At 63.6% G+C, this 21,747-nt stretch carries 24 protein-coding genes; 13 read left to right on the plus strand and 11 right to left on the minus strand.

Annotation, left to right across the window (positions count from 1 at the left end):
* Positions 1–5: 5 nt before the first annotated feature.
* Genes ACYU8T_RS16845 through ACYU8T_RS16885 form a run of 9 tightly spaced genes read right to left on the minus strand, consistent with a single transcriptional unit; the run spans position 6 to position 8,805 of the window.
* Positions 6–1,157 (minus strand): acetyl-CoA C-acetyltransferase, encoded by a 1,152-nt coding sequence (locus ACYU8T_RS16845; protein WP_097093820.1) that lies wholly within the window; start codon positions 1,155–1,157, stop codon positions 6–8.
* Positions 1,150–2,196: an acyl-CoA dehydrogenase family protein gene (locus ACYU8T_RS16850; protein WP_461160384.1), complete on the minus strand. Its 1,047-nt coding sequence runs from the start codon at positions 2,194–2,196 to the stop codon at positions 1,150–1,152. Before ACYU8T_RS16850 ends, ACYU8T_RS16845 begins: the two co-directional genes overlap by 8 nt.
* A gap of 12 nt (positions 2,197–2,208) precedes the next feature.
* Complete coding sequence (locus ACYU8T_RS16855) at positions 2,209–3,363, minus strand: acyl-CoA dehydrogenase (RefSeq protein ID WP_461160086.1); 1,155 nt, start codon at positions 3,361–3,363, stop codon at positions 2,209–2,211.
* Positions 3,363–4,112, minus strand: coding sequence for an enoyl-CoA hydratase family protein (locus tag ACYU8T_RS16860; RefSeq protein WP_461160085.1), 750 nt, complete (start codon positions 4,110–4,112; stop codon positions 3,363–3,365). The genes ACYU8T_RS16855 and ACYU8T_RS16860 overlap by 1 nt, the downstream gene beginning before the upstream one ends.
* Positions 4,113–4,130: 18 nt before the next feature.
* Positions 4,131–5,219: an NAD(P)H-dependent flavin oxidoreductase gene (locus ACYU8T_RS16865; RefSeq protein WP_461160084.1), complete on the minus strand. Its 1,089-nt coding sequence runs from the start codon at positions 5,217–5,219 to the stop codon at positions 4,131–4,133.
* The gene (locus ACYU8T_RS16870; protein WP_097093815.1) at positions 5,219–6,121 is read right to left on the minus strand and encodes an enoyl-CoA hydratase; all 903 of its coding nucleotides are present in this window, start codon (positions 6,119–6,121) and stop codon (positions 5,219–5,221) included. The genes ACYU8T_RS16865 and ACYU8T_RS16870 overlap by 1 nt, the downstream gene beginning before the upstream one ends.
* Before the next feature lies 1 nt (position 6,122).
* Positions 6,123–6,920, minus strand: coding sequence for a CoA-transferase subunit beta (locus tag ACYU8T_RS16875; protein ID WP_461160083.1), 798 nt, complete (start codon positions 6,918–6,920; stop codon positions 6,123–6,125).
* A 14-nt stretch (positions 6,921–6,934) separates the two neighbouring features.
* Positions 6,935–7,834 (minus strand): CoA transferase subunit A, encoded by a 900-nt coding sequence (locus ACYU8T_RS16880; RefSeq protein WP_097093813.1) that lies wholly within the window; start codon positions 7,832–7,834, stop codon positions 6,935–6,937.
* Between the two features lie 44 nt (positions 7,835–7,878).
* Positions 7,879–8,805 (minus strand): VOC family protein, encoded by a 927-nt coding sequence (locus ACYU8T_RS16885; protein ID WP_461160082.1) that lies wholly within the window; start codon positions 8,803–8,805, stop codon positions 7,879–7,881.
* A gap of 347 nt (positions 8,806–9,152) precedes the next feature.
* Between ACYU8T_RS16885 and ACYU8T_RS16890 the strand changes: the two genes are divergently transcribed.
* The 13 genes from ACYU8T_RS16890 (at position 9,153) to ACYU8T_RS16950 (ending at position 19,639) form a co-directional block, all read left to right on the plus strand.
* Entirely contained in the window at positions 9,153–10,373 is a 1,221-nt protein-coding gene (locus ACYU8T_RS16890) for an acyl-CoA dehydrogenase family protein (RefSeq protein ID WP_461160081.1), read from the plus strand.
* 42 nt (positions 10,374–10,415) lie between these two features.
* Positions 10,416–11,249: an alpha/beta fold hydrolase gene (locus ACYU8T_RS16895; RefSeq protein ID WP_461160080.1), complete on the plus strand. Its 834-nt coding sequence runs from the start codon at positions 10,416–10,418 to the stop codon at positions 11,247–11,249.
* Positions 11,242–11,757: a flavin reductase family protein gene (locus ACYU8T_RS16900; RefSeq protein ID WP_201516794.1), complete on the plus strand. Its 516-nt coding sequence runs from the start codon at positions 11,242–11,244 to the stop codon at positions 11,755–11,757. The genes ACYU8T_RS16895 and ACYU8T_RS16900 overlap by 8 nt, the downstream gene beginning before the upstream one ends.
* A gap of 71 nt (positions 11,758–11,828) precedes the next feature.
* The gene (locus ACYU8T_RS16905) at positions 11,829–12,533 is read left to right on the plus strand and encodes a fumarylacetoacetate hydrolase family protein (protein ID WP_461160397.1); all 705 of its coding nucleotides are present in this window, start codon (positions 11,829–11,831) and stop codon (positions 12,531–12,533) included.
* Positions 12,534–12,580: 47 nt separating this feature from the next.
* On the plus strand, positions 12,581–13,528 hold the full coding sequence (locus tag ACYU8T_RS16910) for an acetaldehyde dehydrogenase (acetylating) (protein ID WP_097093809.1): 948 nt from the start codon (positions 12,581–12,583) through the stop codon (positions 13,526–13,528).
* Positions 13,525–14,583 carry a 4-hydroxy-2-oxovalerate aldolase gene (gene dmpG / locus ACYU8T_RS16915; RefSeq protein ID WP_461160079.1) on the plus strand — a complete coding sequence of 353 codons (1,059 nt, stop codon included), beginning with the start codon at positions 13,525–13,527 and terminating at the stop codon, positions 14,581–14,583. The genes ACYU8T_RS16910 and dmpG overlap by 4 nt, the downstream gene beginning before the upstream one ends.
* 66 nt (positions 14,584–14,649) lie before the next feature.
* Complete coding sequence (locus ACYU8T_RS16920; protein WP_461160385.1) at positions 14,650–15,468, plus strand: sugar phosphate isomerase/epimerase family protein; 819 nt, start codon at positions 14,650–14,652, stop codon at positions 15,466–15,468.
* Between the two features lie 36 nt (positions 15,469–15,504).
* A complete protein-coding gene (locus ACYU8T_RS16925) occupies positions 15,505–16,455 on the plus strand; it encodes an alpha/beta hydrolase (RefSeq protein ID WP_461160386.1) in 951 nt (316 codons plus the stop codon).
* Between the two features lie 111 nt (positions 16,456–16,566).
* Positions 16,567–17,049 (plus strand): Lrp/AsnC family transcriptional regulator, encoded by a 483-nt coding sequence (locus ACYU8T_RS16930; protein WP_097093352.1) that lies wholly within the window; start codon positions 16,567–16,569, stop codon positions 17,047–17,049.
* The gene (locus ACYU8T_RS16935; RefSeq protein ID WP_097093353.1) at positions 17,046–17,537 is read left to right on the plus strand and encodes an Lrp/AsnC family transcriptional regulator; all 492 of its coding nucleotides are present in this window, start codon (positions 17,046–17,048) and stop codon (positions 17,535–17,537) included. Before ACYU8T_RS16930 ends, ACYU8T_RS16935 begins: the two co-directional genes overlap by 4 nt.
* A gap of 72 nt (positions 17,538–17,609) precedes the next feature.
* Positions 17,610–18,116, plus strand: a complete 507-nt coding sequence (locus ACYU8T_RS16940) for a nuclear transport factor 2 family protein (protein WP_461160387.1) — start codon at positions 17,610–17,612, stop codon at positions 18,114–18,116.
* 140 nt (positions 18,117–18,256) lie between these two features.
* A complete protein-coding gene (locus ACYU8T_RS16945) occupies positions 18,257–19,039 on the plus strand; it encodes a glucose 1-dehydrogenase (RefSeq protein ID WP_247229436.1) in 783 nt (260 codons plus the stop codon).
* A gap of 42 nt (positions 19,040–19,081) precedes the next feature.
* Positions 19,082–19,639, plus strand: coding sequence for a carboxymuconolactone decarboxylase family protein (locus tag ACYU8T_RS16950; RefSeq protein ID WP_201516702.1), 558 nt, complete (start codon positions 19,082–19,084; stop codon positions 19,637–19,639).
* Positions 19,640–19,850: 211 nt separating this feature from the next.
* On the opposite strand, the gene ACYU8T_RS16955 is transcribed toward ACYU8T_RS16950, so the two are convergent.
* Positions 19,851–20,663 carry a nuclear transport factor 2 family protein gene (locus ACYU8T_RS16955; RefSeq protein ID WP_461160388.1) on the minus strand — a complete coding sequence of 271 codons (813 nt, stop codon included), beginning with the start codon at positions 20,661–20,663 and terminating at the stop codon, positions 19,851–19,853.
* Positions 20,664–20,682: 19 nt separating this feature from the next.
* Complete coding sequence (locus tag ACYU8T_RS16960; protein WP_461160389.1) at positions 20,683–21,471, minus strand: SDR family oxidoreductase; 789 nt, start codon at positions 21,469–21,471, stop codon at positions 20,683–20,685.
* Positions 21,472–21,747 lie beyond the last annotated feature (276 nt).

Genomic DNA, 21,747 nt, shown 5'->3' on the forward strand with positions numbered 1-21,747 from the left:
GCCTCTTACAATCGCTCGATGATGGTGACGTTGGCCTGGCCGCCGCCTTCGCACATGGTCTGGAGGCCATAGCGGCCGCCGGTGCGTTCCAGCGCATTCAAAAGCGTCGTCATGAGCCGCGCGCCGGTCGCGCCGATCGGGTGGCCGAGCGCGATCGCGCCGCCCTGCACATTGACCTTCTCATGGGGGATGTCGAGTTCCTTCATCCAGGCCATGGTGACGCTGGCGAAGGCCTCGTTGCATTCGAAAAGGTCGATGTCATTGAGGCTCATGCCCGCCTTCTTGAGCGCATATTGAGTGGCGGGGATGGGGCCGGTCAGCATCCAGACCGGATTGGCGGCGCGGACCGAGAGGTGGTGGATGCGGGCGCGGGGCTTGAGGCCATGCTCCTTGACCGCCTTTTCACTGGCGATGAGGAGGGCTGCTGCGCCATCGCAATTCTGGCTGGCGACGCCTGCGGTGATGACACCGCCTTCATTGACCGGCTTCAAGGACGCGAGGCCCTCGAGCGAGGTGGTGGGACGGATGGTTTCATCACGGCCAAGGCCCTCGAGCGGAGCCACTTCGGAATCGAACCAGCCATTGTCCCAGGCGGCCTGCGCGCGCTGGTGGGAGGCGAGGGCGAATTCTTCCATCGCCTGACGGCTGATGCCCCATTTGTCGGCGATCATTTCGGCCGAGCGGATCTGGTTCACCTCTTCGGTGCCATAGCGCTCGACCCAGCCCTTGGAGCCGAAAAAGGGGCTGTCGAAGCCATATTGCGCGCCTGCGATCATGGCGGCCATGATCGGGATCTGGTTCATCGCCTGGCTACCGCCTGCGACCACCAGGTCCTGGGTGCCGCTCATGACGCCTTGCGCGGCGAAGTGGACGGCCTGTTGGCTGGAGCCGCACTGGCGATCGACGGTGACGCCGGGGATTTCTTCCGGCAGGCCAGCGACCAGCCATGCGGTGCGGCCGATATCGCCCGCCTGGCCGCCGATCGTTTCGGTGCAGCCCCACACCACGTCATCGACCCCTGACGGGTCGATGCCGGTGCGGGTCACCAGTTCCTTGATCGGGTGCGCGCCCAGATCGGCCGGATGGACATGGGCAAGGCTGCCCTTCTTGCGGCCGATGGGGGTGCGAACGGCGTCGATGATATAGGCTTCAGGCATTGGTCTTTTCCCGGGCGAAGGTCTGGTCCGGCCCCATGGGCTGGGTGAAGATGCGCGTGGCGATGCGCGCGCGGTGGTGGGTGGGCGTGCCCCATGTCTGGGTGAGCGCAACCGTGCGCTTCAAGAACAGGTGGACGTCCACCTCCCAGCTGTAGCCCATGGCGCCATGCACCTGGATCGATGCGCGGGCGGCCTTGTCGGCGGCTTCCAATGCAACGAGCTTGGCATGGCTGACGCGGGCGCGGGCCTGGGTGTCGCGCGCGCCGATCTCGGCGGCCGCCGCGGCGACTACGGGCTTGGCGAACTCGATTGCGACCTGGGCGGAGGCGAGATGATGCTTGACCGCCTGGTAGCTGCCGATGGGCTTGCCGAACTGCTGGCGTTCCTTGGCATAGTCGACGGCGAGGTCGACCGCGCGCTGTGCAAGGCCAAGGCCAAAGGCCGCGTTGAAGAGCGCGGCGCGGTCGAAGGCGAGGTCCCAGTCGGCCCCATTTTGGTTATTTGGCCCAAGCGGCGTTGCCTTATCCTTGCTCCATTCGACCGAGAACAAACGGCGGAAGGGATCGATGCTGGGTTGGGCGGTCAGCGTCACCTGGTCGGGGGTGGCGAGGAAAGCCTCGCCATCGGCATGCAGGATGATGCCGCCTGCGCTGTCCGCGTTCGCCACATAGGGATTGGCGGGATGCGCGATGGCGATCGTCGCGCTGGGATCGGCCAGCAGCGGATGATCGGGCGCAAGGGCGGCGAGCATCGGCGCGGCGACGCCTGCGCTTTCAATGAGCGGTTCGGGAAGGGCGACATAGCCCGCCTCTTGTGCGATCAAGGCGAAGTCGGTTTCGGCAAGGCCGATGCCGCCTGCTTCTTCGGGCAGCAGGACGAGGGTGAGGCCGGTCTCGACGATCGAGGCCCAGCGTGTGGGGTCGATTGCTTCGCCTGCCTCCATCATGCGGCGCCAATGGTCGGGCGTGCAGCTGTCGGCGAACAGCGAGCGCGCGGTCTCGGCGAACATCAGCTGTTCTTCGCTTAAAGTGAAGTCCATCTCAATTTCCCCTTAGCGCGGCAGGCCGAGCATGCGCTCGGCAATGATGTTGCGCTGGATCTCGTTGGAGCCTGCATAGATGGGCCCGGCGAGCGCGAAGATATAGTCGTCGATCCAGTCGACGGCATTCGCGTCCGGGGCCTCGTGCGTCAGTTCCGCCTGGGGCCCAAGGATGTTGAGCGCGGTTTGCGTCAGATGAATGTCGAGCTCGGACCAGAAGATCTTGTTGGTCGAGGCTTCCGGCCCGATCTTCGCGCCCGCCATCAGCCGCGAGGCGGTCTGGTAGATGTTGAGCGCATAGGCGTCGGCATTCATGTGCGCGCGCACCACATCGGCCTCGAGGCCAGGATCAGCGCTTTCCTTGTTGGCGGCCCAAAGTTCGGCCAGCTTCTTGGCCGCCACCTGGTAGCGGGCGGGCGAGCGCAGCATGAGGCCGCGTTCAAAGCCTGCGGTCGCCATGCAGATGTGCCAGCCCTGGCCCTCTTCGCCCAAGCGATTGAAGGCGGGGACGCGGACATTTTCCAGGAAGATCTCGGCAAAGCCGACATGGCCGTTGATCTTCTTGATCGCGTTCACTGTCACGCCCGGCGCATTCAAGGGGAAGAAGATGAGGCTCATTCCCTTGTGGCGCTCGGAGCCGGGCTCGCGGAACAGGCCGAACGCCCAGTCGGCGAACACCGCGCGGCTCGACCAGATCTTGTGGCCGTTCAAAATATACTCGTCGCCCTCACGAACCGCCGTGGCGCGCACGCCGGCAAGGTCGGAGCCCGCCATCGGTTCGGACCATGCCTGCGCCCAGATTTCCTCGCCCGACGCCATCTTGGGCAGGAAGCGCTGCTTCTGCTCATGGGTGCCGAACTCGATGAGCGTTGGCCCCAGCAGGAAGATGCCATTCTGGTTGACGCGGCCGGGCGCACCGGCGCGATAATATTCTTCCTCGAAGATCAGCCACTGAATGAGGTCGAGGCCGCGCCCGCCATATTCGCGTGGCCAGGTGACCATGCCCCAGTCGCCGGACTTGAGCGTCTTTTCCCATTGCCGGTGCGCCTCGAAACCCTCGCGCGTCGCGTCGAAATGTTCGAGCGGCTCTTGCGGCACATGGGCGTCGAGCCAGGCGCGCACTTCGGCGCGGAACGCCTGCTGCTCGGGAGTATAAGTCAGGTCCATCAGAATTTCGCCGCGCCCTTGTTTTCCACGAAGGCGTCGCGCGCCTTCTGGCTGTCTTCATGCATGTACATTTCGAGCGTGAAGCCCTGCTCGATCCGGTAATGGGCCGAGGGATCGGTCGGCTCGATGAGGTTCAGCGCCTGCTTGGCGATGACGAGCGCGGCGCGGCTCTTGGACGCGATCACCTCGCAGAAGGCATAGGCCTCCTCTTTCAGCTGCTCGAGCGGCACGACCTTGTGCACCGATCCATGGCGGTAGGCGTCTTCCACCGGAATGCGGCCGCCGGTGAAGAAATTGGCGCGCACCATCTGGACAGGGAGCATGCGGCTCATGAAGGCAGCGCCCCCCATCGCGCCGCGATCGATCTCGGGCAGCGAGAAATAGGCGCCTTCGGCCGCGATCAGCGCGTCGCAGGCGCCCGCGATATTGACGCCGCCGCCGATGACGAAGCCATGGAGCGCGCCGACCACGGGGATCGCGCATTCGCGGATCGCCTTGAAGGTGAGATAATTATCCTTGTTGAGCTTTGCGATGCGCTCGGGATGCGCCTGCATCTCCTTGATGTCGACGCCGCCGCAGAAACCGCGGCCCTCGGCGCGGATCAGGATGACCTTCACATCCTCGTTCGCCGCTGCTTCGTACACCATGGCGGGGATCGACTCCCAGCCCTTGGTGTCGAAGGCGTTGACCGGGGGATGGTCGAACAGGATTTCGGCGATGGCGCCGTTGATGCTGAGCGTGATCGGCATGGGTCTTGTCCTTCTTTCTCAGGCGGCGCTGGCGGTTTGCCGGCCCATCGCGGCGAGCGCTGCAAGGCGCTCATGCGCTTCGGCGACGATGCGATCGACCAGCTCCTGGCAGGTCGGGATCTCGCCGATCCGCCCGCCGACCACGCCGGTCGCCATCACGCCATGTTCGATGTCGCCTTCGACCACCGCCTTCTGGATCAGCATCGGCATAGTTGCGGCCATCATCGCCTGTTTCAAGGGCATCGCGCCATGGGCGGTCATGCCGCGCGCCGACTTGATGAAGTCGATCCAGCTTGCGCCGGTCTGCTTCTTCATCGCCATGCCCGCCTCGATCGCGCGCAGCCACATGCCCAAAGAGCCGGACTTCTCGATCCGGTCCATGAGGCGGGTGCGGACCATCCGCTGGGGGATGCCGTCCAGCTTGGTGGTGACGACGATCCGGTCGGTCGAGGCTTTCAAGTATTCCGCCTTGGCGCTGTCGGGCACCGGGCTTTCCTTGGTGAGCAGGAAGCGCGTGCCCATGGCGATGCCGACCGCGCCATAGGCCAGCGCTGCGGCAAGGCCGCGTCCATCGGCAAAGCCGCCGCTGGCGATCACCGGCACCTTGACCGCGTCGAGCACCTGGGGGAGCAGGACGGTGGTGGGGACGGAGCCGGTGTGCCCGCCGCCTTCGCCGCCCTGGACATTGACCATGTCGACGCCGAGTTCCACCATCTTCTGCGCATGCTTGACCGCGCCGACGGTGGGGACGCAGAGAATCCCTGCATCCTTGAAGCGGCCGATCATCTTGGCATTGGGACCACGGCCGAAGCTGACCGCGCGGACCTGATCCTTGTTGGCGAGGATCAGCTCGACAATCTGGTCAGCGCCGGGCTGAAAGCTGTGGAAATTGACGCCGAAGGGCTTGTCGGTGCCGTTGCGGACGGCGAGGATCTTCTCGCGCGCTTCGTCCGGGGTCATGACGGCGGCGCCCAGGAAGCCGAAGGCGCCCGCATTGCTGGAGCCAATGACCAGCGAAGGCTCGGCAACCCAGCCCATCGCGGTCTGGATGATCGGCCAGCGGCAGCCAAGCCGCTCGGTCATGATCGTGTGCAGCGGGTCGCCCATCATTCGCTCGCCTGTTTCTTATTGGCCTCAGCCATCTTCTTGGCGTCGAGCCCCGCAATCGAGCTGCCTTGGACGAGGTCATTCTGGGCATGGGCGAAATGGTGCATATGATATTGCGCCTCCATCGCGTTCCTCTTGCCCATCAGCTCTTCGACATGGTTGATCGCCTGCTTGGTCAGCCAGTTGCCAAGCCGGGGCTGGGCGACCAGCTTGGCCGCCATGGCCGCGACGGTCTCGCGCAGCGCTTCGCGCGACACGATCTTGTTCACCATGCCGAACTGCTCGGCCCTCTGCGCGCTCATCCGCTCGCCCAGCAGCAGGAATTCCTTGGCGACGCGCGGGGGGAGTTCATAGGCATGGGCGAAATATTCGACACCCGGGATGCCCATGCGGTTGACCGGGTCCTGGAAGAAGGCGTCGTCGGTGGCGACGATCAGATCGCACACCCAGGCGAGCATGAGGCCGCCCGCGACACAGGCCCCCTGCACCATGGCGATGGTGGGCTTTGGCGCGTCGCGCCAGCGCCGGCACATGCCGACATATTGCTCCTTCTCGCGGGTATAGAGCAGTTCGGCCGCAGGCTTGTTGACATGGCCCGGCACCAGCAGCCGGTTCTCGAAATGCTGGTGCACGTCGCGGCCCGGCGTGCCGATGTCGTGGCCTGCCGAAAAATGCTTGCCGTTGCCGCCCAGCACGATCGCGCGCACATCGTCATCGTTCACGGCGCGCACGAACGCGTCGTCAAGCGCATAGGTCATCTGGCCGTTCTGGGCGTTGTTGAAGCCCGGGCGGTTCATCATGATCCATGCGACATGATCGATCACCTCATAGGTGACCGGCTCATCGGTTTCGTAAACAATGTCGACCTGCTGCGGTTCGACCAGGCGGTCGGTCTCGTTCATCTCAGGCTGCCCTTCTGTCTCCGGCCGGATTGTCCTTGAACACGGTGGCCCGGACATTGTTGGGGTCGATCTTGGCGATCAGCTCCAGCTGCTCGGCCGTCGGCGCAGGCGTCACCGGGATTTCGCCCTCGACCTTCGCCAGCGGGAAGCCCGTATTGTCCTGCACTTCCTCGAAGGTGACGCCCGGATGCAGCGAGATCACGCGGATCTGGTGATCGGGGCCGCCGAAATCCATCACGCACAAATTGGTGATGATGCGGCGCAGGTCCAGGCCCTGGGGCGGAGCGCCATTGCGGTAGCGCGCCGGGTTGTAGCCCGCCATGCAGACGAAATCGACTTCGCCTTCCACGAACGCACGCTTGTTGTGGTTCGCAAAGAAGAAGCTGTTGGGGTGGCTGATCGAGTTGCCCGGGAAACCGCGCGCGCCGAGCATCGCGGCCTTGGGCTTCTTGTGGTCGCCGATCACCGAGATGTTCGCCTGACCGAAGCGGTCGATCTGCACCGGGCCGACCAGCGCATGGCGGCGGCCGCTCCACAGCGCGGAGAAGACGCGGTCATAATTGGCGATGCCTTCGAACTCGGGCTCGGTGGCGCGCTTGCCCGGGCCGACGGGCTCGCTCGTATACCAGGCCTCGCCATCGGTGGTCTGGATCGCGGGCGCGAAGGAGAGCTTGGCAAGGCCAGCGCCGATGCGGGGGAGGGGGCCGATGCCGGTCGCCATCACCTCGCCATCATCGCGCCAGACTTGCGCGCAGGCGACGATGACGAGTTCAGCGAGCGAATAGCTATTCTGGGTCATGTTCGGTCTCGCTCTTAGTAAATGGGGACGGGAAGCTGCTTGACGGCTTCTTCGCCGCCGATCGCTGCCTGATAGTCCGCTTCGGACACGTCGATATATTTCGCCTTGTAGTCGGCCCAGGCTTCGGGCGAGGCGGCGCTTTCGACATAGGTCTTGATGTGCTTCAAATCGAGCTGATAGTCGGGATCAGCGCTGGTGGGGTGCGCGCCGAGCGGCGCTTCAGCGACGCCGGTGATCATCGCCCGCTCGACAAGGTTGTAGCGGCTGTTCTTCTTCATATCGAGCTCTGCGGTCGGCACGATCTTCTCGACCGTCACATAGCTCTTGCCTGCAGCGCGCACGAGCAGTTCATCGAAGATCGGATCGACCGAGAGGGTGAGGATGTTGCCGCGCTCGTCGGAACGGTGGGCGTGGATCAGCGCGATGTCGGGGACGAGCGCTGGCATGGCGACGAATTCCTCGCCATCGGCATAGGGGCTCTTCACGAATTTGAAGTCGAAGCCCGACTGGTTGATGATGTCGGTGCCGATGCCGACGCGGGTCGGCAGGAAGGGCAGCTTCATGGCGCCTGCGCGCAGGCCCCAATGATACATGCCCTCGTCCAGTTCCAGCACCTCGAAGGCACCGGCCTGGCGGGCGTTGCGGAAATGGGGCTCGAGCGGATAATGGTCGAGGCTGGCAAAAGCGAAGACGAGCTTACGGATCTTGCCGGTGGCGGCGAGCAGGCCGATGTCCATGCCGCCATAGCCCGCCATGAGGGTCAGGTCCTTCAGGTTCGACCGGGCGATGGCGCGGATCAGCGCCATGGGCTTGCGGCGCGTTGCCCACCCGCCGATGCCGATGGTCATCCCGTCGGAAATCTGGTCGACGATGTCGTCCACCGTCATGCGCTTGTCGAGCATAGTCTCAGTCATCCTTTTACGTCAGTCTCGTCCGGTCCCGTGCGCAGTCCTGCCAGTCAGTCCTGTTCATGGGCCCATTTATGGCCCCAGTCGCTTACCGCGAGGCTGGTGGTGGGGACCCATGTGTCGGGGTCTATTACCAGGCCGTTCCAGCCATATTCGATGTCGAAACCGCCTGGTGTCTGCATGTAGAAAGAGGTCATCTTGTCGTTGACATGACGGCCAAGGCTCGCCGACAGGGGAACTTTGCCCTTGCTCTTCAAGACCCGGTCATAGGCGCGGCCGACATCTTCGAGGGAGCCGACCTCCAGCATCATGTGCACAGCGCCATTGGGGCTTTCGGGCAATTGCCCCAGCGCCAGGCTGTGGTGGCGCGGGTTGCAGTGCATGAAGGCAAAGCCCACGCCCGGATCATCCTCGCCCCCGCCCTGGAGGTAGAAGCGGCCAAGGTCGGTGTCGCCAAAGCCCATGACGTCCCTGTAGAAGTCGTGGGTTTCCTCGAAATTGGGGGCGGTGAGCACGACATGGCCCATCCCCATGTCGCCGTCCGCCCCACCCGGGCTGCCGGTCACGAAGCGGCTGACGCCCGCGGGCGAGGTGAAGGGGGCATAGTCGACGAAGCGGCCGTAGAAGAGCTCCATCGGGTTGCCCGCAGGGTCCGACGAGCGGGCAAGCTCATAGACCTGGCGCGCGCGCGCTTCCATGACGCCCGCGCGCGTCACCGGGCGGCCTGCCGCCTCGAGGCGGGCCAGCGCCGATTCGAACGCCTCGCGATTCGCGCATTCCCAGCCCGGCGCCACGAAACGGTCGGCCGCGCCCTTTTCCACCCACAGGCGGTAGGGCCGGTCGTCCATGCGGAAGAGCGCCACATCCTCGCTGGGCGAAGGCGCTGCCATCAGCCCTGCGATATTGCAGGCAAAATCCTGCCAGCGCCCAAGGTCCTGCGCCTCGATCACCACATAGCCCAGGGATATCACTGCCATTTTAAGCACCTCGCCCTATCTTTCCGTACCAAGGGGTCTTCCCGTCTTTTACGGGCCTTTCCCATGTTTCCGGCCATCATCTCTGCCCAAGCGTTGCAAAATGGCCTTCCCCATATGCACAGGGCCCATACGCATGAGGCAGGCGCTGCCGCCCTTGTTCTGCGCCTGGGCCTGGGGAGGCGCGTTAAGCGCGCTCAACGAGCTTATGGCAATTCGTTCCCGATCCGCCTATAAGCAACGGCCCAAATGCGCAAGCCCTGTTTGCCTTGACAGTTTGCGTAACGGGTATTTATATAAACTACGCATATAGCAAATCTGAAGCAGAGTCGCCTACAATGGAGAAGATGATGACTGGGGCAGTAGCAAGCCGACCCATTGACGAGGCGAATGCAGGAATAGCTTCGCCCGAAAGCCTGATCGCCAAAGCCAAGGCGATGATCCCGGTGCTGCGGGAACGCGCCCGGGCCTGCACCATCGCCCATGACGTGCCGCCCGAGACCGTCGCCGAGATGAAGGCGGCAGGCTTCTTCCGCGTGCTCCAGCCCAAGCGCTATGGCGGCTATGAGATGCACCCCAATGTCTTCTTCGAGATTCAGAAGGCGCTCGCTGAAGGTTGCATGTCGACAGGCTGGATCTACGGCGTCCTTGGCTGCCACCCCTATGAACTCGCCCTCTTCCATGACGAGGCGCAGAAGGAAGTGTGGGGCGAGGACCCCGACATGCTCGTCTCCTCCACCTATCAGCCGGTCGGCAAGGTGGAAAAGGCCGATGGCGGCTTCTACCTCTCGGGCCGCTGGGGCTTTTCGTCGGGCTCCTCCCACTGCGGTTGGGTGCTGCTTGGCGCGATCAATTTCGACACCAATGGCGGCCCGCCCGACATGCGCACCTTCCTGCTGCCGCGCTCGGACTATCAGGTGATCGAAGGCACCTGGGACACGTTCGGCCTCCAGGGCACCGGCAGCTTCGACATCGTGGTCGAGCGCGTCTTCGTGCCCGAACACCGCACCCACAAGGCGAGCGACGGCTTTGCCGGCACCAATCCGGGCCAGGAAACCAACGCAGCCCCGCTCTACCGCATCCCCTGGGCGCAGCTCTTCATCCGCTCGGTCTCCAGCGCTGCCTTCGGCGGCATCCGCGCCGCGACCTCAGCCGCCATGGAGATCATGGGCAGCCGCGTCTCGACCAACACCGGCAAGGCGTCCAAGGCCGACCCCAATCTCCACGCCGCCATCGCCCGCGCGATCGCCGAGACCAACGAGATGGAGCTCACCCACCGCACGACCTTCAACGAGTTGATGGGTTATGCCGAGCGTAACGAGCCCGTCCCAATGGAAAAGCGCGCGCTCTTTGCCTACCAGTCCGCCAGCGTCGTGCGCCGCATGGCCGAGCTTGCCGATGGCATGGTCAAGCTGCTGGGCGGCCGGGCGATCTACATGTCGAGCCCGATCCTCCAGCCCTGGCTCGACCTCCACGCCGCGCGCGCCCATGTCGCCAACGACCCGGCCAACCGCACCAGCGACGTCATCGGCACGATGAATGGTGAACCGCCCGCCTTCACCTTTATCTGATCGCGCATATGGCATCTGGCACAGGCAAAAAGAGGATTGCCCATGGGCAGTGAATTGATCCGCAAGACCTATAGCGTTGCGGGCGGATATGAGATTTCGATCGCGGAAATCGCAGGGGCTGCGGCCGATGCCCCGACCGTCATCTTCATCCATGGCAGTGGTCCCGGCGCATCGGGCGCGTCCAACTTCCGCAACAATGCGCAAGTCTTCGCTGACGCTGGCTATCGCGTCATCCTGCCTGACCTCATCGGTTATGGCACCTCGTCGAAGCCCGAAGCCGACTATCCGCTCGAACTGTTTACGCAGACCCTGCTCGATGCCCTTGCCCAGCATGGGATCACAGGCGGCCACCTCATCGGCAATTCGCTGGGCGGCGGCATCGCCCTCCAGATCGCGCTCGACCATCCTCAATTTGCCGTCGGCAAGCTCATCCTGATGGCGCCCGGCTGCGTGGCGGAACAGGCGAGCTATTTCACCATGCCCGGCATCGCCAAGATGCGCTCGGGCTTTGGCAGCCCGGAATTCAACGTCGAGGAACAGCGCCGCCTCATCGGCAACCTCATGCACCCTTCTTCGGCCCATCATGTGACCGATGCACTGGTCGAGGAGCGCTTCGCCGTCGCGCGCACCCAGCCCAAGGATGTGCTCGCCCGGGTGAAGACCCCCAACCTTGGCCCGCGCCTTGGCGAGGTTGCGCAGCCGATCTTCGTGCTCTGGGGCCTCAATGACGAATTCTGCCCCGAAAGCCATGCGCGGCTCTTCCTCGACGCTTGTCCCGACGTGCGCTGCCTCACCTTCTCGCAGACTGGCCATTGGGTGCAGGTCGAGCGGGCTCAGGAGTTCAACCGCTATTCGCTGGACTTCCTGAATGGCTGACCCCGCGCCTGCGCCATCCGTGCCGGTTCCCGAGCCCGTGGACGTCACCATGGGCCTCAAGGGCGCGATGCGCCGCCTGCCCTCGGGCGTGGCGATCGTCACCGCGCTGGGCGAGGGCAAGGCGCCGGTCGGCATGGCCGCGACCTCGATCACCTCGCTCACCATGGACCCGCCAGCGGTGCTCGTCTGCGTCAACCAGACAGCCGGCATCCACGCCCATCTCTCGCCCGGCTGCCCGGTCAGCATCAACCTCCTCTCGCGTCATCAGCGAGAGGTGTCGGCAGCGTTCGGGGGCGCGGTCGCGCGCGAGGCGCGCTTTGGCGTGGGGCAATGGACCGCCGATCCCCATGGCCTGCCGATCCTCGAAGAGGCGCAGGCCAACCTCTCCTGCACGATCGAGAGCATGACCCCCTTTGGCACGCACAGCATCGTCATCGCACGGGTCAAGGCGGTGCGCCTGAGCGACGCGGTCGATCCCCTCATCTTCCAGGACGGAGCCTATCTGTGAGCGACCTTAATAACCAGCTTGCAGAGGAGCTCTACCAGGCCCTGCGCAACAAGCGCACCGTGCCGCCGCTGATGGCGCGTCACCCTGAGCTCACCATCGATGACGCCTATGCCATCTCGCTTGGCGCGCTCGAACGCCGCAAGGCCGATGGCGAGAAGGTCATCGGCAAGAAGATCGGCGTTACGTCGAAGGCGGTGCAGGACATGCTGGGCGTGCACCAGCCCGACTTCGGGTTCCTCACTGACCGCATGTATATCGAGGGCGACATCGATGTCGCGGCAAACGGCCTCATCGCCCCGCGCGCCGAGGCCGAGATCGGCTTCATCCTGAAAGACAGCCTCAAGGGGCCGGGCGTGACGGCGGACGATGTGATCGCCGCGACGGACAGCATCGTCCCCTGTTTCGAGATCGTCGACAGCCGCATCCAGGACTGGAAGATCGGCATCGTCGACACCGTCGCCGACAATGCGTCCTGCGGCGTCTATGTGCTGGGCGAGGCGCGTGTGAACCCGCGCGACCACGACCTTCCCAATCTCCACGTCACCGTCACCAAGAATGGCGCGCCGCTCAGCGAAGGCTATGGCCATGCGGTGCAGGGCTCGCCCGCGCAAGCGGTCGCCTGGCTTGCCAATACGCTGGGTGCCTATGGCGTTACCTTGGAGGCTGGCGATGTGATATTGTCGGGCAGCCTGGTGCCACTCGAACCGGCAGCGCCAGGCGATGTGTTCGAGATGCAGCTCCACGGGGTCGGCAGCTGCACCGCGCGCTTTATCTGAATATCGAAGTGGGCATCGCCCGGTCGCGATGCCGTGAGGAGTGAAGAATGACGGGCAAGGTCAAGGCGGCGATCATCGGGTCGGGCAATATCGGCACCGACCTCATGATCAAGATGATCAAATATCCCCAGAATATGGAACTGGTGGCCGTGGTCGGCATCGACGAGAAGTCCGAAGGGCTCGCCATGGCGCGCGAGCGCGGCGTCGCCACCACCCATGAGGGCCTTGAAGGCCTCATGAAGATGGACGTTTACCCTGAGATCGGCATCGTGTTCGACGCGACCTCCGCCTACGCCCACAAGGTGCATGACGAAGCGCTGCGCAAGGACGGCAAGCAGGTGGTCGATTTGACCCCCGCCGCGATCGGCCCCTACACCATCCCCACCGTCAACGGCGAAGCCAATCTCGACGCGGGCAATGTCAACATGGTGACCTGCGGCGGACAGGCAACGATCCCGATGGTCGCTGCCGTCTCTGAGGTCGCGACCGTCCATTATGCCGAGATCGTGGCATCGGTCTCCTCGCGCTCGGCGGGGCCTGGCACCCGCGCCAATATCGACGAGTTCACCCGCACCACCGCTGGCGCCATCGAAAAGGTCGGCGGCGCGGCGCAGGGCAAGGCGATCATCATCTTGAACCCGGCTGAACCGCCGATGATCATGCGCGACACGGTGTTCACCCTGTCCGAAGGCGCTGATGAAGAGACCATCCGCGCCTCGGTCGAAGCCATGGTGAAGAAGGTCCAGGCCTATGTGCCGGGCTATCGCTTGAAGCAGGAAGTGCAGTTCGAGCGCTTTGGCGACAATAACAAGCTCACCATCCCCGGCCGCGGCGAGTTCACCGGCATCAAGACCATGATCCTGCTCGAGGTCGAAGGGGCGGGCGATTATCTGCCGAGCTATTCGGGCAATCTCGACATCATGACGGCCGCCGCCAAGGCGACCGGCGAGCTGCTCGCGCAGCGCATCGCAGAAGGAAAGAAGGTGGCAGCATGAGCGCCCAGTCCAACAAGCCGTTCAACGTCGAGGCGGGCGACAAGCTCTACATCCAGGACGTGACGCTGCGCGATGGCATGCACGCCATCCGCCACATGTATGGCATCGACCATGTGAAATCGATCGCCAAGGCATTGGATGACGCAGGCGTCGACGCGATCGAGGTCGCCCATGGCGACGGCCTCAATGGCGCCAGCTTCAACTATGGCTTTGGCGCGCATACCGATTGGGAATGGCTCGAGGCGGTTGCCTCGGTGCTGACCCGGTCGGTTCTCACCACGCTCATCCTGCCGGGCGTCGGCACGGTCGAGGAACTGCGCCGCGCCTATGATATCGGCGTGCGCTCGGTCCGGGTCGCGACCCATTGCACCGAAGCCGATGTCTCGAAACAGCATATCGGCATCGCCCGCGACCTTGGCATGGACGTCTCAGGGTTCCTGATGATGAGCCACATGATCGATGCGGAGAAGCTCGCCGAGCAGGCGCTGCTGATGGAAAGCTATGGCGCGCAGTGCGTCTATGTAACCGACAGCGGCGGCGCGCTCGACATGGATGGGGTGAAGGCCCGCCTCGAAGCCTATGACCGGGTCTTGAAACCCGAGACCCAGCGCGGCATCCACGCCCATCACAACCTCTCGCTTGGCGTCGCCAACTCGATCGTCGCGGCGCAATGCGGCGCGGTGCGCATCGACGCCTCGCTCACCGGCATGGGCGCGGGCGCTGGCAATGCGCCCTTGGAAGTGTTCATCGCCGCTGCCGACCGCAAGGGCTGGAACCATGGCTGCGATGTCAACGCGCTCATGGACGCGGCCGAGGATCTCGTTCGTCCGCTGCAGGACCGCCCGGTCCGGGTCGACCGCGAAACCCTGGCGCTTGGCTATGCCGGGGTCTATTCTTCCTTCCTGCGCCATGCCGAGAAGGCCGCCGAAACCTACGGCCTAGACACCCGCACCATCCTGGTGGAACTTGGCCGCCGCAAGATGGTCGGTGGGCAAGAAGACATGATCGTCGATGTCGCATTGGACATGCTGAAAGAACGCGCAACAGCGGCCTGACATGCCGCCGGGCGCGTCCATTCGCGCCCGGCATCGCTCGCACGCAAAGCCAAAAGAGGAGAGGATATGGCCGACAAGCGCCTGTCGCTCGACCATATCACCGTCACCGACACCACCCCCTGGCAACTGGCGCAGATCGCCGCAGAGGTAGGGTGTGAAGGCATCTGCCCGTTCCTCCATTCCATGGAGGTGCTGCCCGCCATGCCCAGCTATGACCTGGTGCGCGATCCCCAGGCGCTGCGCAAGACCCGCGACGCGCTCGCCGCCACCGGGGTCAAGGTCGACCTCATCTACCCCTTCACCATGGCAGGGCGTACCAACCCCCAGGACTTCGTTCCCGCGCTCGAAACCGGCGCAGCATTGGGCGCGCCCCTTGCCAATGTCCTGTGCTACGACCGCGATCCTGTCCGCCGCACCGAAAGGCTCGTTGAACTCGCCGAACTCGCCGCCTCGTTCGGCATCGCCCTGTCACTCGAATTTTATCCCCCCTCCCAGGTCCGGACCCTCAGCGCCGCCCTCGAGGAAATAGCCCGCGCCGGCCGCCCCGACATCAAGGTCACAGCCGACCTCCTCCACATCATGCGTGGCGGCGAAGCAGACACCAGCATGGCGCTCCTCCGTCACCCCGCCATCGCCATCGCCCAAATCTCCGACGGACCCGCAACCATCGATCCAGACAGCATCGAACATGAAGCCGGCATCCAGCGCCTCCTCCCCGGACAAGGCAGCTTCAACATCACAGCGTTCGCACAAACCCTAAACCCCAACACTCCACTCAGCGTCGAAATACCACAGCAAAAACAAATAGACGCAGGAACAACACCACAACAACGCGCAAAGAACGCGGTGGATTGCGTGAAGGAAGTAGTGAGAAGAACGCGCTGAAAACGAAAATAGGAAAATAGGAAATAGGAGAGAAGAATGCGTGAATTGATTGACCCGAGCTTGTTGGCGGGGCTGGACTTCATGCCCTCGTTCGAACTCACGGCGGAGAGCCTGCCTGCGATCCGGGCGGGGATGGAGCAGATGAGCGCGGCGGTGCCCGAGCCGGAAGGTAGCGGGGTTGAGTGGCGGGAAGAGCGGATCGCTGCGCTTGGCGGCCATGAACTGGCGGTGAGGATTTATCGTCCGTCCGATGCGGAAGGCGTGCTGCCTGCCGTGGTGCATATTCATGGCGGCGGTTATGTGATGGGATCTGTGGCGACCAACCACCTGTCCAACATCGAGCTCGCGCGTTCCGCCTCCGCCCTCATTGTTTCGGTCGATTACCGGCTTGCGCCGGAGACGGTGGCGCCGGGTGCGGTGGAGGATTGCTATGTTGCATTACAATGGCTGCATGACAACGCGGAGCAGTTGGGCATAGACCGCACGAGGATCGCCGTGCGCGGGGAGAGCGCGGGCGGCGGGTTGGCCGCGGCGCTGGCGCTGCTGGCGCGCGACCGGGGCGGCCCGGTGATCGCGCATCAGAACCTGATCTACCCCATGCTGGACGACCGCACCTGCATCACGCGGCTGCCTGCGCATCTGGGCGCGTTCGTATGGACGCCGCAGGCCAACGCCTTTGGCTGGCGGAGCCTGCTGGGGCAGGAACCCGGATCGGCCGACATATCCCCCTATGCAGCGCCTGCACGGGCGGAGGATCTGGCGGGATTGCCACCCGCCTTCATCTGCGTGGGTGCGCTCGACCTCTTCCTGGTCGAGGACATGGACTATGCCCGGCGGCTGATCGAAGCGGGCGTCGCGGCCGAACTGCATGTCTATCCGGGCGCCTACCACGGTTTCGACGTGCTGCCAGATGCGCCGCCCGTTCTGCAGATGAAACGCGACGCCGTCGCCGCCCTGCGCAAGGCGCTCCATCCTGCTGAAATATAGCAGGAGGAGCGGCGAAAAAATGAGCAAATAGCGGCGGTAACAGCATTGAGTCTGGTGCTGTGCGTAAGTGCGCGCTATCAAACCAGCTACATTTTTGAAGGCGGGGCAAGAATGCAGATCAGAAGCGGGCGGAAAACAACGCCGCCATCGCTGGATACGCTCGACACGAATATCATAGAGATACTTCGGACCAACGGCCGCGCGACCAACCAGGAAATTGCGGAGCGGCTTTCCGTCACCGCCGCCACTGTTTCAGCCCGGCTGCAGAAGATGGAAGATGCCCGCGCCATGCGGGTGGTGGCCGTCACGGATTTTGCAGCCCATGGCTATAATGTGATCATCGCCCTGGGGGTCAAGGTCCAGGGCCGCAGCGTTCAGGATGTCGGTCAGGAACTCGCCGCCATTCCCGAAGTGCTGAGCGTCAATATCATGAGCGGCGAACATGATGTGGAGTTGCTCGTCGCGCTGCGTGACTTTGGCGAGGTCCAGCAGATGCTGTTCGATCGCATTGCCAGCGTCGATGGGGTCATTCACATAAGGTCGGGGGTGGCGGTGGACATCGTGAAATATGAATTCAACGTGGTGCCGCTGTGACGGGGAAGGCTGATTGGGCGCGCCTGGACAAGCTGGACCAGGGCATTGTCGAAAAGCTAGCCCGTGACGCGCGTATTTCGAACCGGGCGATCGCCGCGGAACTGGGCGTCACCGAAGGCACGATCCGCACGCGCGTCAAGCGGTTGCAGAATGAGGGGTTGATCCAGTTCACGGTCGTCACCGATTTCCGCATGGCAGGATCGCCCAATCTTTGCATGATGGGCATCGACGCCGACCCGTCGCAAGTGTCCGAACTGGCGCGCAGCCTGTCGGACCTTGAGGAAATCACATGCGTCATAGTGCTGCTGGGCCGTTACAGCCTGCTGGCGATGGGCCTGTTCACCAACATCGAGCAGTTGAACGATCTGGTGACGGAGCGCATACGGCCGATGCCGGGGGTGCAGCGCGTCGAAACGTCGGTGTCCGTCCATAACCTCAAATATGAGGCCGGTATCGCCAAGATCACGCGGGACGTCGTCGCAGGCTAGAAAAAACGAGCCGGTCAGCCATGGTCTGACCCTTTCGCGAAAAACAGGGGGCCAAGCCCCAAGGAGAGTATCATGTCGATCAATATGGAAGAACTAGCCGCGCGTGTCACGGCACTGGAAGATGTCAGCGCAATCCGCCAGCTGAAGGCGCGCTATCTGCGCGCCTGCGACCTAAAGCTGGTCGATGAACTGCGCGAGACGTTCCTGCCGCAGGGCATCAGGCTGGATTACCAGAATTTCCCGCTGTTCACCGATCGTGACGAATTCATCGCCATATTCCAGAAGATGGCGATGGGGGGCGGTGTCTATGACATCCACCATGCGACGAACGCGGACATAGAATTGATCAGCTCCGATGAGGCGCGGGGGCGCTGGTCGCTCAATTTCCGCACGATCATCCTTGCGACCCGTTCGGTCACACGGCTCGCGGTGGAATATCAGGACGTCTATCGCAAGCAGGACGGCCGCTGGTGGATTGCAGAGTCGGTCAGCCGCATCACGTCGATCCTGACCGAAGAGATCGGGGAGGACGGCACGCCGCGCTATGTGGCGTTGGGTGAACTGCCCGGCGCTTCCTGACGCCCTGAAGGGGGAGACCCCTGATTCCAGTTGCCCTCGATCCTGCCGGGGTTTATCCACGCGTATAGAGCCGCCGACGCGGAAAAGAACGCAGTTATGCGTAACAGTCGGCGGGATAAGCGATGGAGAGGCAGGAATTGATGGGCCGTTTGCAGGGCAAGGTTGCAATCATCACAGGCGGCGCTCGCGGCATGGGTGCCGCGACAAGCCGCCTGTTCGCCGAGGAAGGCGCGAAGGTCGCGATTACCGACGTGCTGGAGGAAGATGGCGCGCAACTGGCCGCCGAGCTGGGGGACGCCGCACGCTTCTACCGCCATGATGTGACGAGCGAGGAAGGCTGGGCCGATCTGGTCCGGACGGTCGAAGCGGACCTTGGCCCCGTCGACATATTGGTCAATAATGCGGGCATCCTGCTGTTCCGCACATTGCTGGACACGACGCTGGCCGATTATGAGCGTGTGTTGAAGGTCAACCTGACTGGTGAGTTTCTAGGGATCAAGGCTGTCGCGCCGGGCATGATCGCGCGGGGCAAGGGCGCGATCGTCAATATCTCGTCGGTCGACGGCATGAAGGGCGCCAACGGCCTTGCCGCCTATTCGTCGAGCAAATGGGGCGTTCGCGGGCTGACGCGGGTCGCTGCGCTGGAACTTGGCCATCGAGGCATACGCGTCAATTCGGTGCATCCGGGCGGCGTGGACACGGTGATGACGAATCACGACGGTTCCACGCGCGAGAAGGTCAATGAGCGCTTTGGCAATGTGCCGCTTCAGCGCGTTGGTGCGCCGGAAGAGGTCGCGCGCGCGACCTTGTTCCTGGCGAGCGACGAGGCTTCCTATCTCGCCGGGGCGGAGATCGCCGTCGATGGCGGCATGCTGACCGGCCAATATTATGTGCAGTTCCCTGGCGCGCCGGGGGTCGATTGAACAGCGAACGGTGAACAAGATAGCGACATAAGGAGAGATGCCATGATCCGTATCGACTTACCCGAGCAGGACGCCGCCGATCCCTATGGCTATGCATCGCGTAATCATGCGCGCGAGATCATGGCGGCGGCAGGCGGCTTTTCGAAGGCGGTCTATCAGCACAGCCTGTTGTCGCTGCGCGAGTTCGAGGGTGCACGGTCGCGCACGGCGCAGATCAATGGTTGCGTGATCTGTCAGCAGTTTCGGGCGGCGCGGGATGCGCAGTCGATGTTTGCCGCGTCCGGGCAACGGCCCGCGCATACGGTCGCCGACAATGGGCCAGCGCCGGATGAGGAGTTTTACGCGGCGGTCGAGAATTGGCGGACATCACCTCTGTTCAGCCCGCGCGAGCGGACGGCGATCGAATTTGCCGAGCGTTTTGCGCAGGAGCCCAAGTCCATCGCCCAGGATGAGGATTTCTGGGCACGGGCGCATGCGCTGTTTTCCGACGAGGAGATCGTGGACCTGGCGCATAGTGTTGCGGCCTGGGTTGGACTGGGTCGGGTGGCACATGTGCTGGGGTTCGACAGCGTGTGTCTGCCTTTTGCCGAGGTGGCGTGAGTTTAGCGCCTACCCATTTTTAATGAACGGAGTGTTTTAAGTACGTGCTCCCTCTCCCCTTTAGGGGAGAGGGCTGGGGAGAGGGGGAGTGCGGGGATCGGCGCGATGTCCCCCTCTCCCGGCTTCGCGTCGCTCGCCACCTCGGCCAGAGTCACGTGCCTCTGGCCGACCCCTAAAGGGGAGAGGGGAAAAATCTGAGTTCCTGATGCTGTCAGCCGAGATTGCCGGGCTCAGCGTGGAGGATCATCGGGTCGCCGGTATGCGCAGCCCAGATCGCGTCTCGGCGCACGATACGCCATCCTTCGGCACGCCGTTCCCACTGGTCGACATATTCGCCATTGGAATCAAAGATCGGGCCAGCCGGGTCGTCCACCCGCTGGTGCCGGGCCTGCACATAGGAACGGCTCGTCGCGCGATCGCCTTCGACGTCCACCAGGATGCTGCCGATCAGATGCTGGGTGCCGCCGCAGCGGTCAAGGAAACGGCGCATGTTGGTGGTGAGCGCCGCCATACCATGCTGATCGCCGCCCGTGCCATAATCGAAGCTGAGATCATCGGCGAAGACATCGCTCAAGCGATCCCATTGCTTGTTGTCGAGGATGCGGGCGAAGCGGGACAAGCCGCGCATGATCTCCCGTTCGTCCAGCAGCGCCTGCGGGGTGATGGCCTTGGCCATGTCCGCGCCCTTTTCATCGACCACCATCATGCGGGTTGCCGCACGATCCAGAAAATTTTCCTCATCCTGGGCGATTTGCCGGGCGATGTCCTCTTGCGCGGCGGCGGCGGTGAAGCGGTCATAGGCGGCGCGGTCGGCAAGCCATATTTCTGTGATGACGTCGAAGTCGATGGGGGCGGCGTCCGGAAACAGGAACGCGCCCTCCAGTTCGACATAGTTGCGGCGATAATCGACTATGCCCGGCAGGAGGCGCCGGATCAGGGGCGCGTGCTGCCTTTCATAATAGTCGATGAACGCTTCGCGGGAGAGATCCGGCCTGCGCCTGAGCAGTGCGATGCATTTGAACATCGGCCACCTCCCTTAAGGATCAGGGCGCCATCCACTGGCCGCCGTTGACGTCGAGCGAAGCGCCGCTGACGACGCGCGAATAGTCCGAGATCATCATCAGGACGGCGCGCGCGCAGTCATCTTCCGGCGGGATGATGCCGATCGGGATGTTCTTGGTAACGCCAGCGACCACATCCTCGCGCTTGAACCCGGCGTCGACCTGCGACGTGATGAAACCTTCGACCGGCTCGCCATGGATCCAGCCCATGCGGCAGGTGTTGACGCGGATGCCGTGGCGGCCAAGATCGCTGGCCATATATTTGCCCAGGGTGTTGAGCGCGCCCTTTGCCACTGCATAGGGCATCTCCATGCCGCCTTCGTGGCCATAGGGATTGACCGACGCCATGGTGGACACGTTCACGACTGCGCCGCCATCGCGCAGATAGGGGATGCAGGCGCGGGTAAGGCGGAGGGCGCCGACGCAGTTGACGTCGAACGCCTTCGTGAAGTCGCCAATGTCGGCATTGTCGACGAAGCACCAGTCGCCATGATAATAAGCGCTGTTGACGAGGCCATGGACGCGGCCGCCAAATTCCGCGGAGGCGCGTTCTGCCAGCGCCTTGCACTGACCCTCATCGCTGACGTCGCAGGCGACGGCGACCGCCTTGCCGCCCTTTGCCGTGATGTCGGCGCATACTTCATCGAGAAAGGCCTGGTTGCGGGCGGCGAGGACGACGCTTGCGCCTTCGGAGGCGGCGATGCGGGCCAGCGCCTGGCCCATACCGGGGCCCACGCCGCTGACGATCACGACTTTGTCCTTCAGCAACATCCTCTTTCCTTTCTCATTGCTTGCGCGGCCGATCCGCGAAATCCGGTCGGCAGCTTTGCGGCGCAGGATAAGAGAAAAAAACATTTGTTCAATGCGCTTTTTGCGGGAAGCGCCCGCTTCTATTCGGGATATGCGTAGCGGCAGGCGGAATCGCGCACGAAAGAGATTGCCGCTGCTGTTGACTGTATTTTCCGCCGAATGGATAAGGTGAGGAGCACCGGGCGCTAGCAAGCAAAGCCGCCGCGGATGAATAAAGCGAGATGGAAGGAGAGGGCG

This window comes from Sphingobium sp. TomMM35A (assembly GCF_054771735.1).

Coding starts and splice junctions, on each gene's coding strand:
- ACYU8T_RS16845 (WP_097093820.1), bottom strand. CDS start 1,157: ATGCCTGAAGCCTATATCATCGACGCCGTTCGCACCCCCATCGGCCGC.
- ACYU8T_RS16850 (WP_461160384.1), bottom strand. CDS start 2,196: ATGGACTTCACTTTAAGCGAAGAACAGCTGATGTTCGCCGAGACCGCG.
- ACYU8T_RS16855 (WP_461160086.1), bottom strand. CDS start 3,363: ATGGACCTGACTTATACTCCCGAGCAGCAGGCGTTCCGCGCCGAAGTG.
- ACYU8T_RS16860 (WP_461160085.1), bottom strand. CDS start 4,112: ATGCCGATCACGCTCAGCATCAACGGCGCCATCGCCGAAATCCTGTTC.
- ACYU8T_RS16865 (WP_461160084.1), bottom strand. CDS start 5,219: ATGGGCGACCCGCTGCACACGATCATGACCGAGCGGCTTGGCTGCCGC.
- ACYU8T_RS16870 (WP_097093815.1), bottom strand. CDS start 6,121: ATGAACGAGACCGACCGCCTGGTCGAACCGCAGCAGGTCGACATTGTT.
- ACYU8T_RS16875 (WP_461160083.1), bottom strand. CDS start 6,920: ATGACCCAGAATAGCTATTCGCTCGCTGAACTCGTCATCGTCGCCTGC.
- ACYU8T_RS16880 (WP_097093813.1), bottom strand. CDS start 7,834: ATGACTGAGACTATGCTCGACAAGCGCATGACGGTGGACGACATCGTC.
- ACYU8T_RS16885 (WP_461160082.1), bottom strand. CDS start 8,805: ATGGCAGTGATATCCCTGGGCTATGTGGTGATCGAGGCGCAGGACCTT.
- ACYU8T_RS16890 (WP_461160081.1), top strand. CDS start 9,153: ATGACTGGGGCAGTAGCAAGCCGACCCATTGACGAGGCGAATGCAGGA.
- ACYU8T_RS16895 (WP_461160080.1), top strand. CDS start 10,416: ATGGGCAGTGAATTGATCCGCAAGACCTATAGCGTTGCGGGCGGATAT.
- ACYU8T_RS16900 (WP_201516794.1), top strand. CDS start 11,242: ATGGCTGACCCCGCGCCTGCGCCATCCGTGCCGGTTCCCGAGCCCGTG.
- ACYU8T_RS16905 (WP_461160397.1), top strand. CDS start 11,829: ATGGCGCGTCACCCTGAGCTCACCATCGATGACGCCTATGCCATCTCG.
- ACYU8T_RS16910 (WP_097093809.1), top strand. CDS start 12,581: ATGACGGGCAAGGTCAAGGCGGCGATCATCGGGTCGGGCAATATCGGC.
- dmpG (WP_461160079.1), top strand. CDS start 13,525: ATGAGCGCCCAGTCCAACAAGCCGTTCAACGTCGAGGCGGGCGACAAG.
- ACYU8T_RS16920 (WP_461160385.1), top strand. CDS start 14,650: ATGGCCGACAAGCGCCTGTCGCTCGACCATATCACCGTCACCGACACC.
- ACYU8T_RS16925 (WP_461160386.1), top strand. CDS start 15,505: ATGCGTGAATTGATTGACCCGAGCTTGTTGGCGGGGCTGGACTTCATG.
- ACYU8T_RS16930 (WP_097093352.1), top strand. CDS start 16,567: ATGCAGATCAGAAGCGGGCGGAAAACAACGCCGCCATCGCTGGATACG.
- ACYU8T_RS16940 (WP_461160387.1), top strand. CDS start 17,610: ATGTCGATCAATATGGAAGAACTAGCCGCGCGTGTCACGGCACTGGAA.
- ACYU8T_RS16945 (WP_247229436.1), top strand. CDS start 18,257: ATGGGCCGTTTGCAGGGCAAGGTTGCAATCATCACAGGCGGCGCTCGC.
- ACYU8T_RS16950 (WP_201516702.1), top strand. CDS start 19,082: ATGATCCGTATCGACTTACCCGAGCAGGACGCCGCCGATCCCTATGGC.
- ACYU8T_RS16955 (WP_461160388.1), bottom strand. CDS start 20,663: ATGTTCAAATGCATCGCACTGCTCAGGCGCAGGCCGGATCTCTCCCGC.
- ACYU8T_RS16960 (WP_461160389.1), bottom strand. CDS start 21,471: ATGTTGCTGAAGGACAAAGTCGTGATCGTCAGCGGCGTGGGCCCCGGT.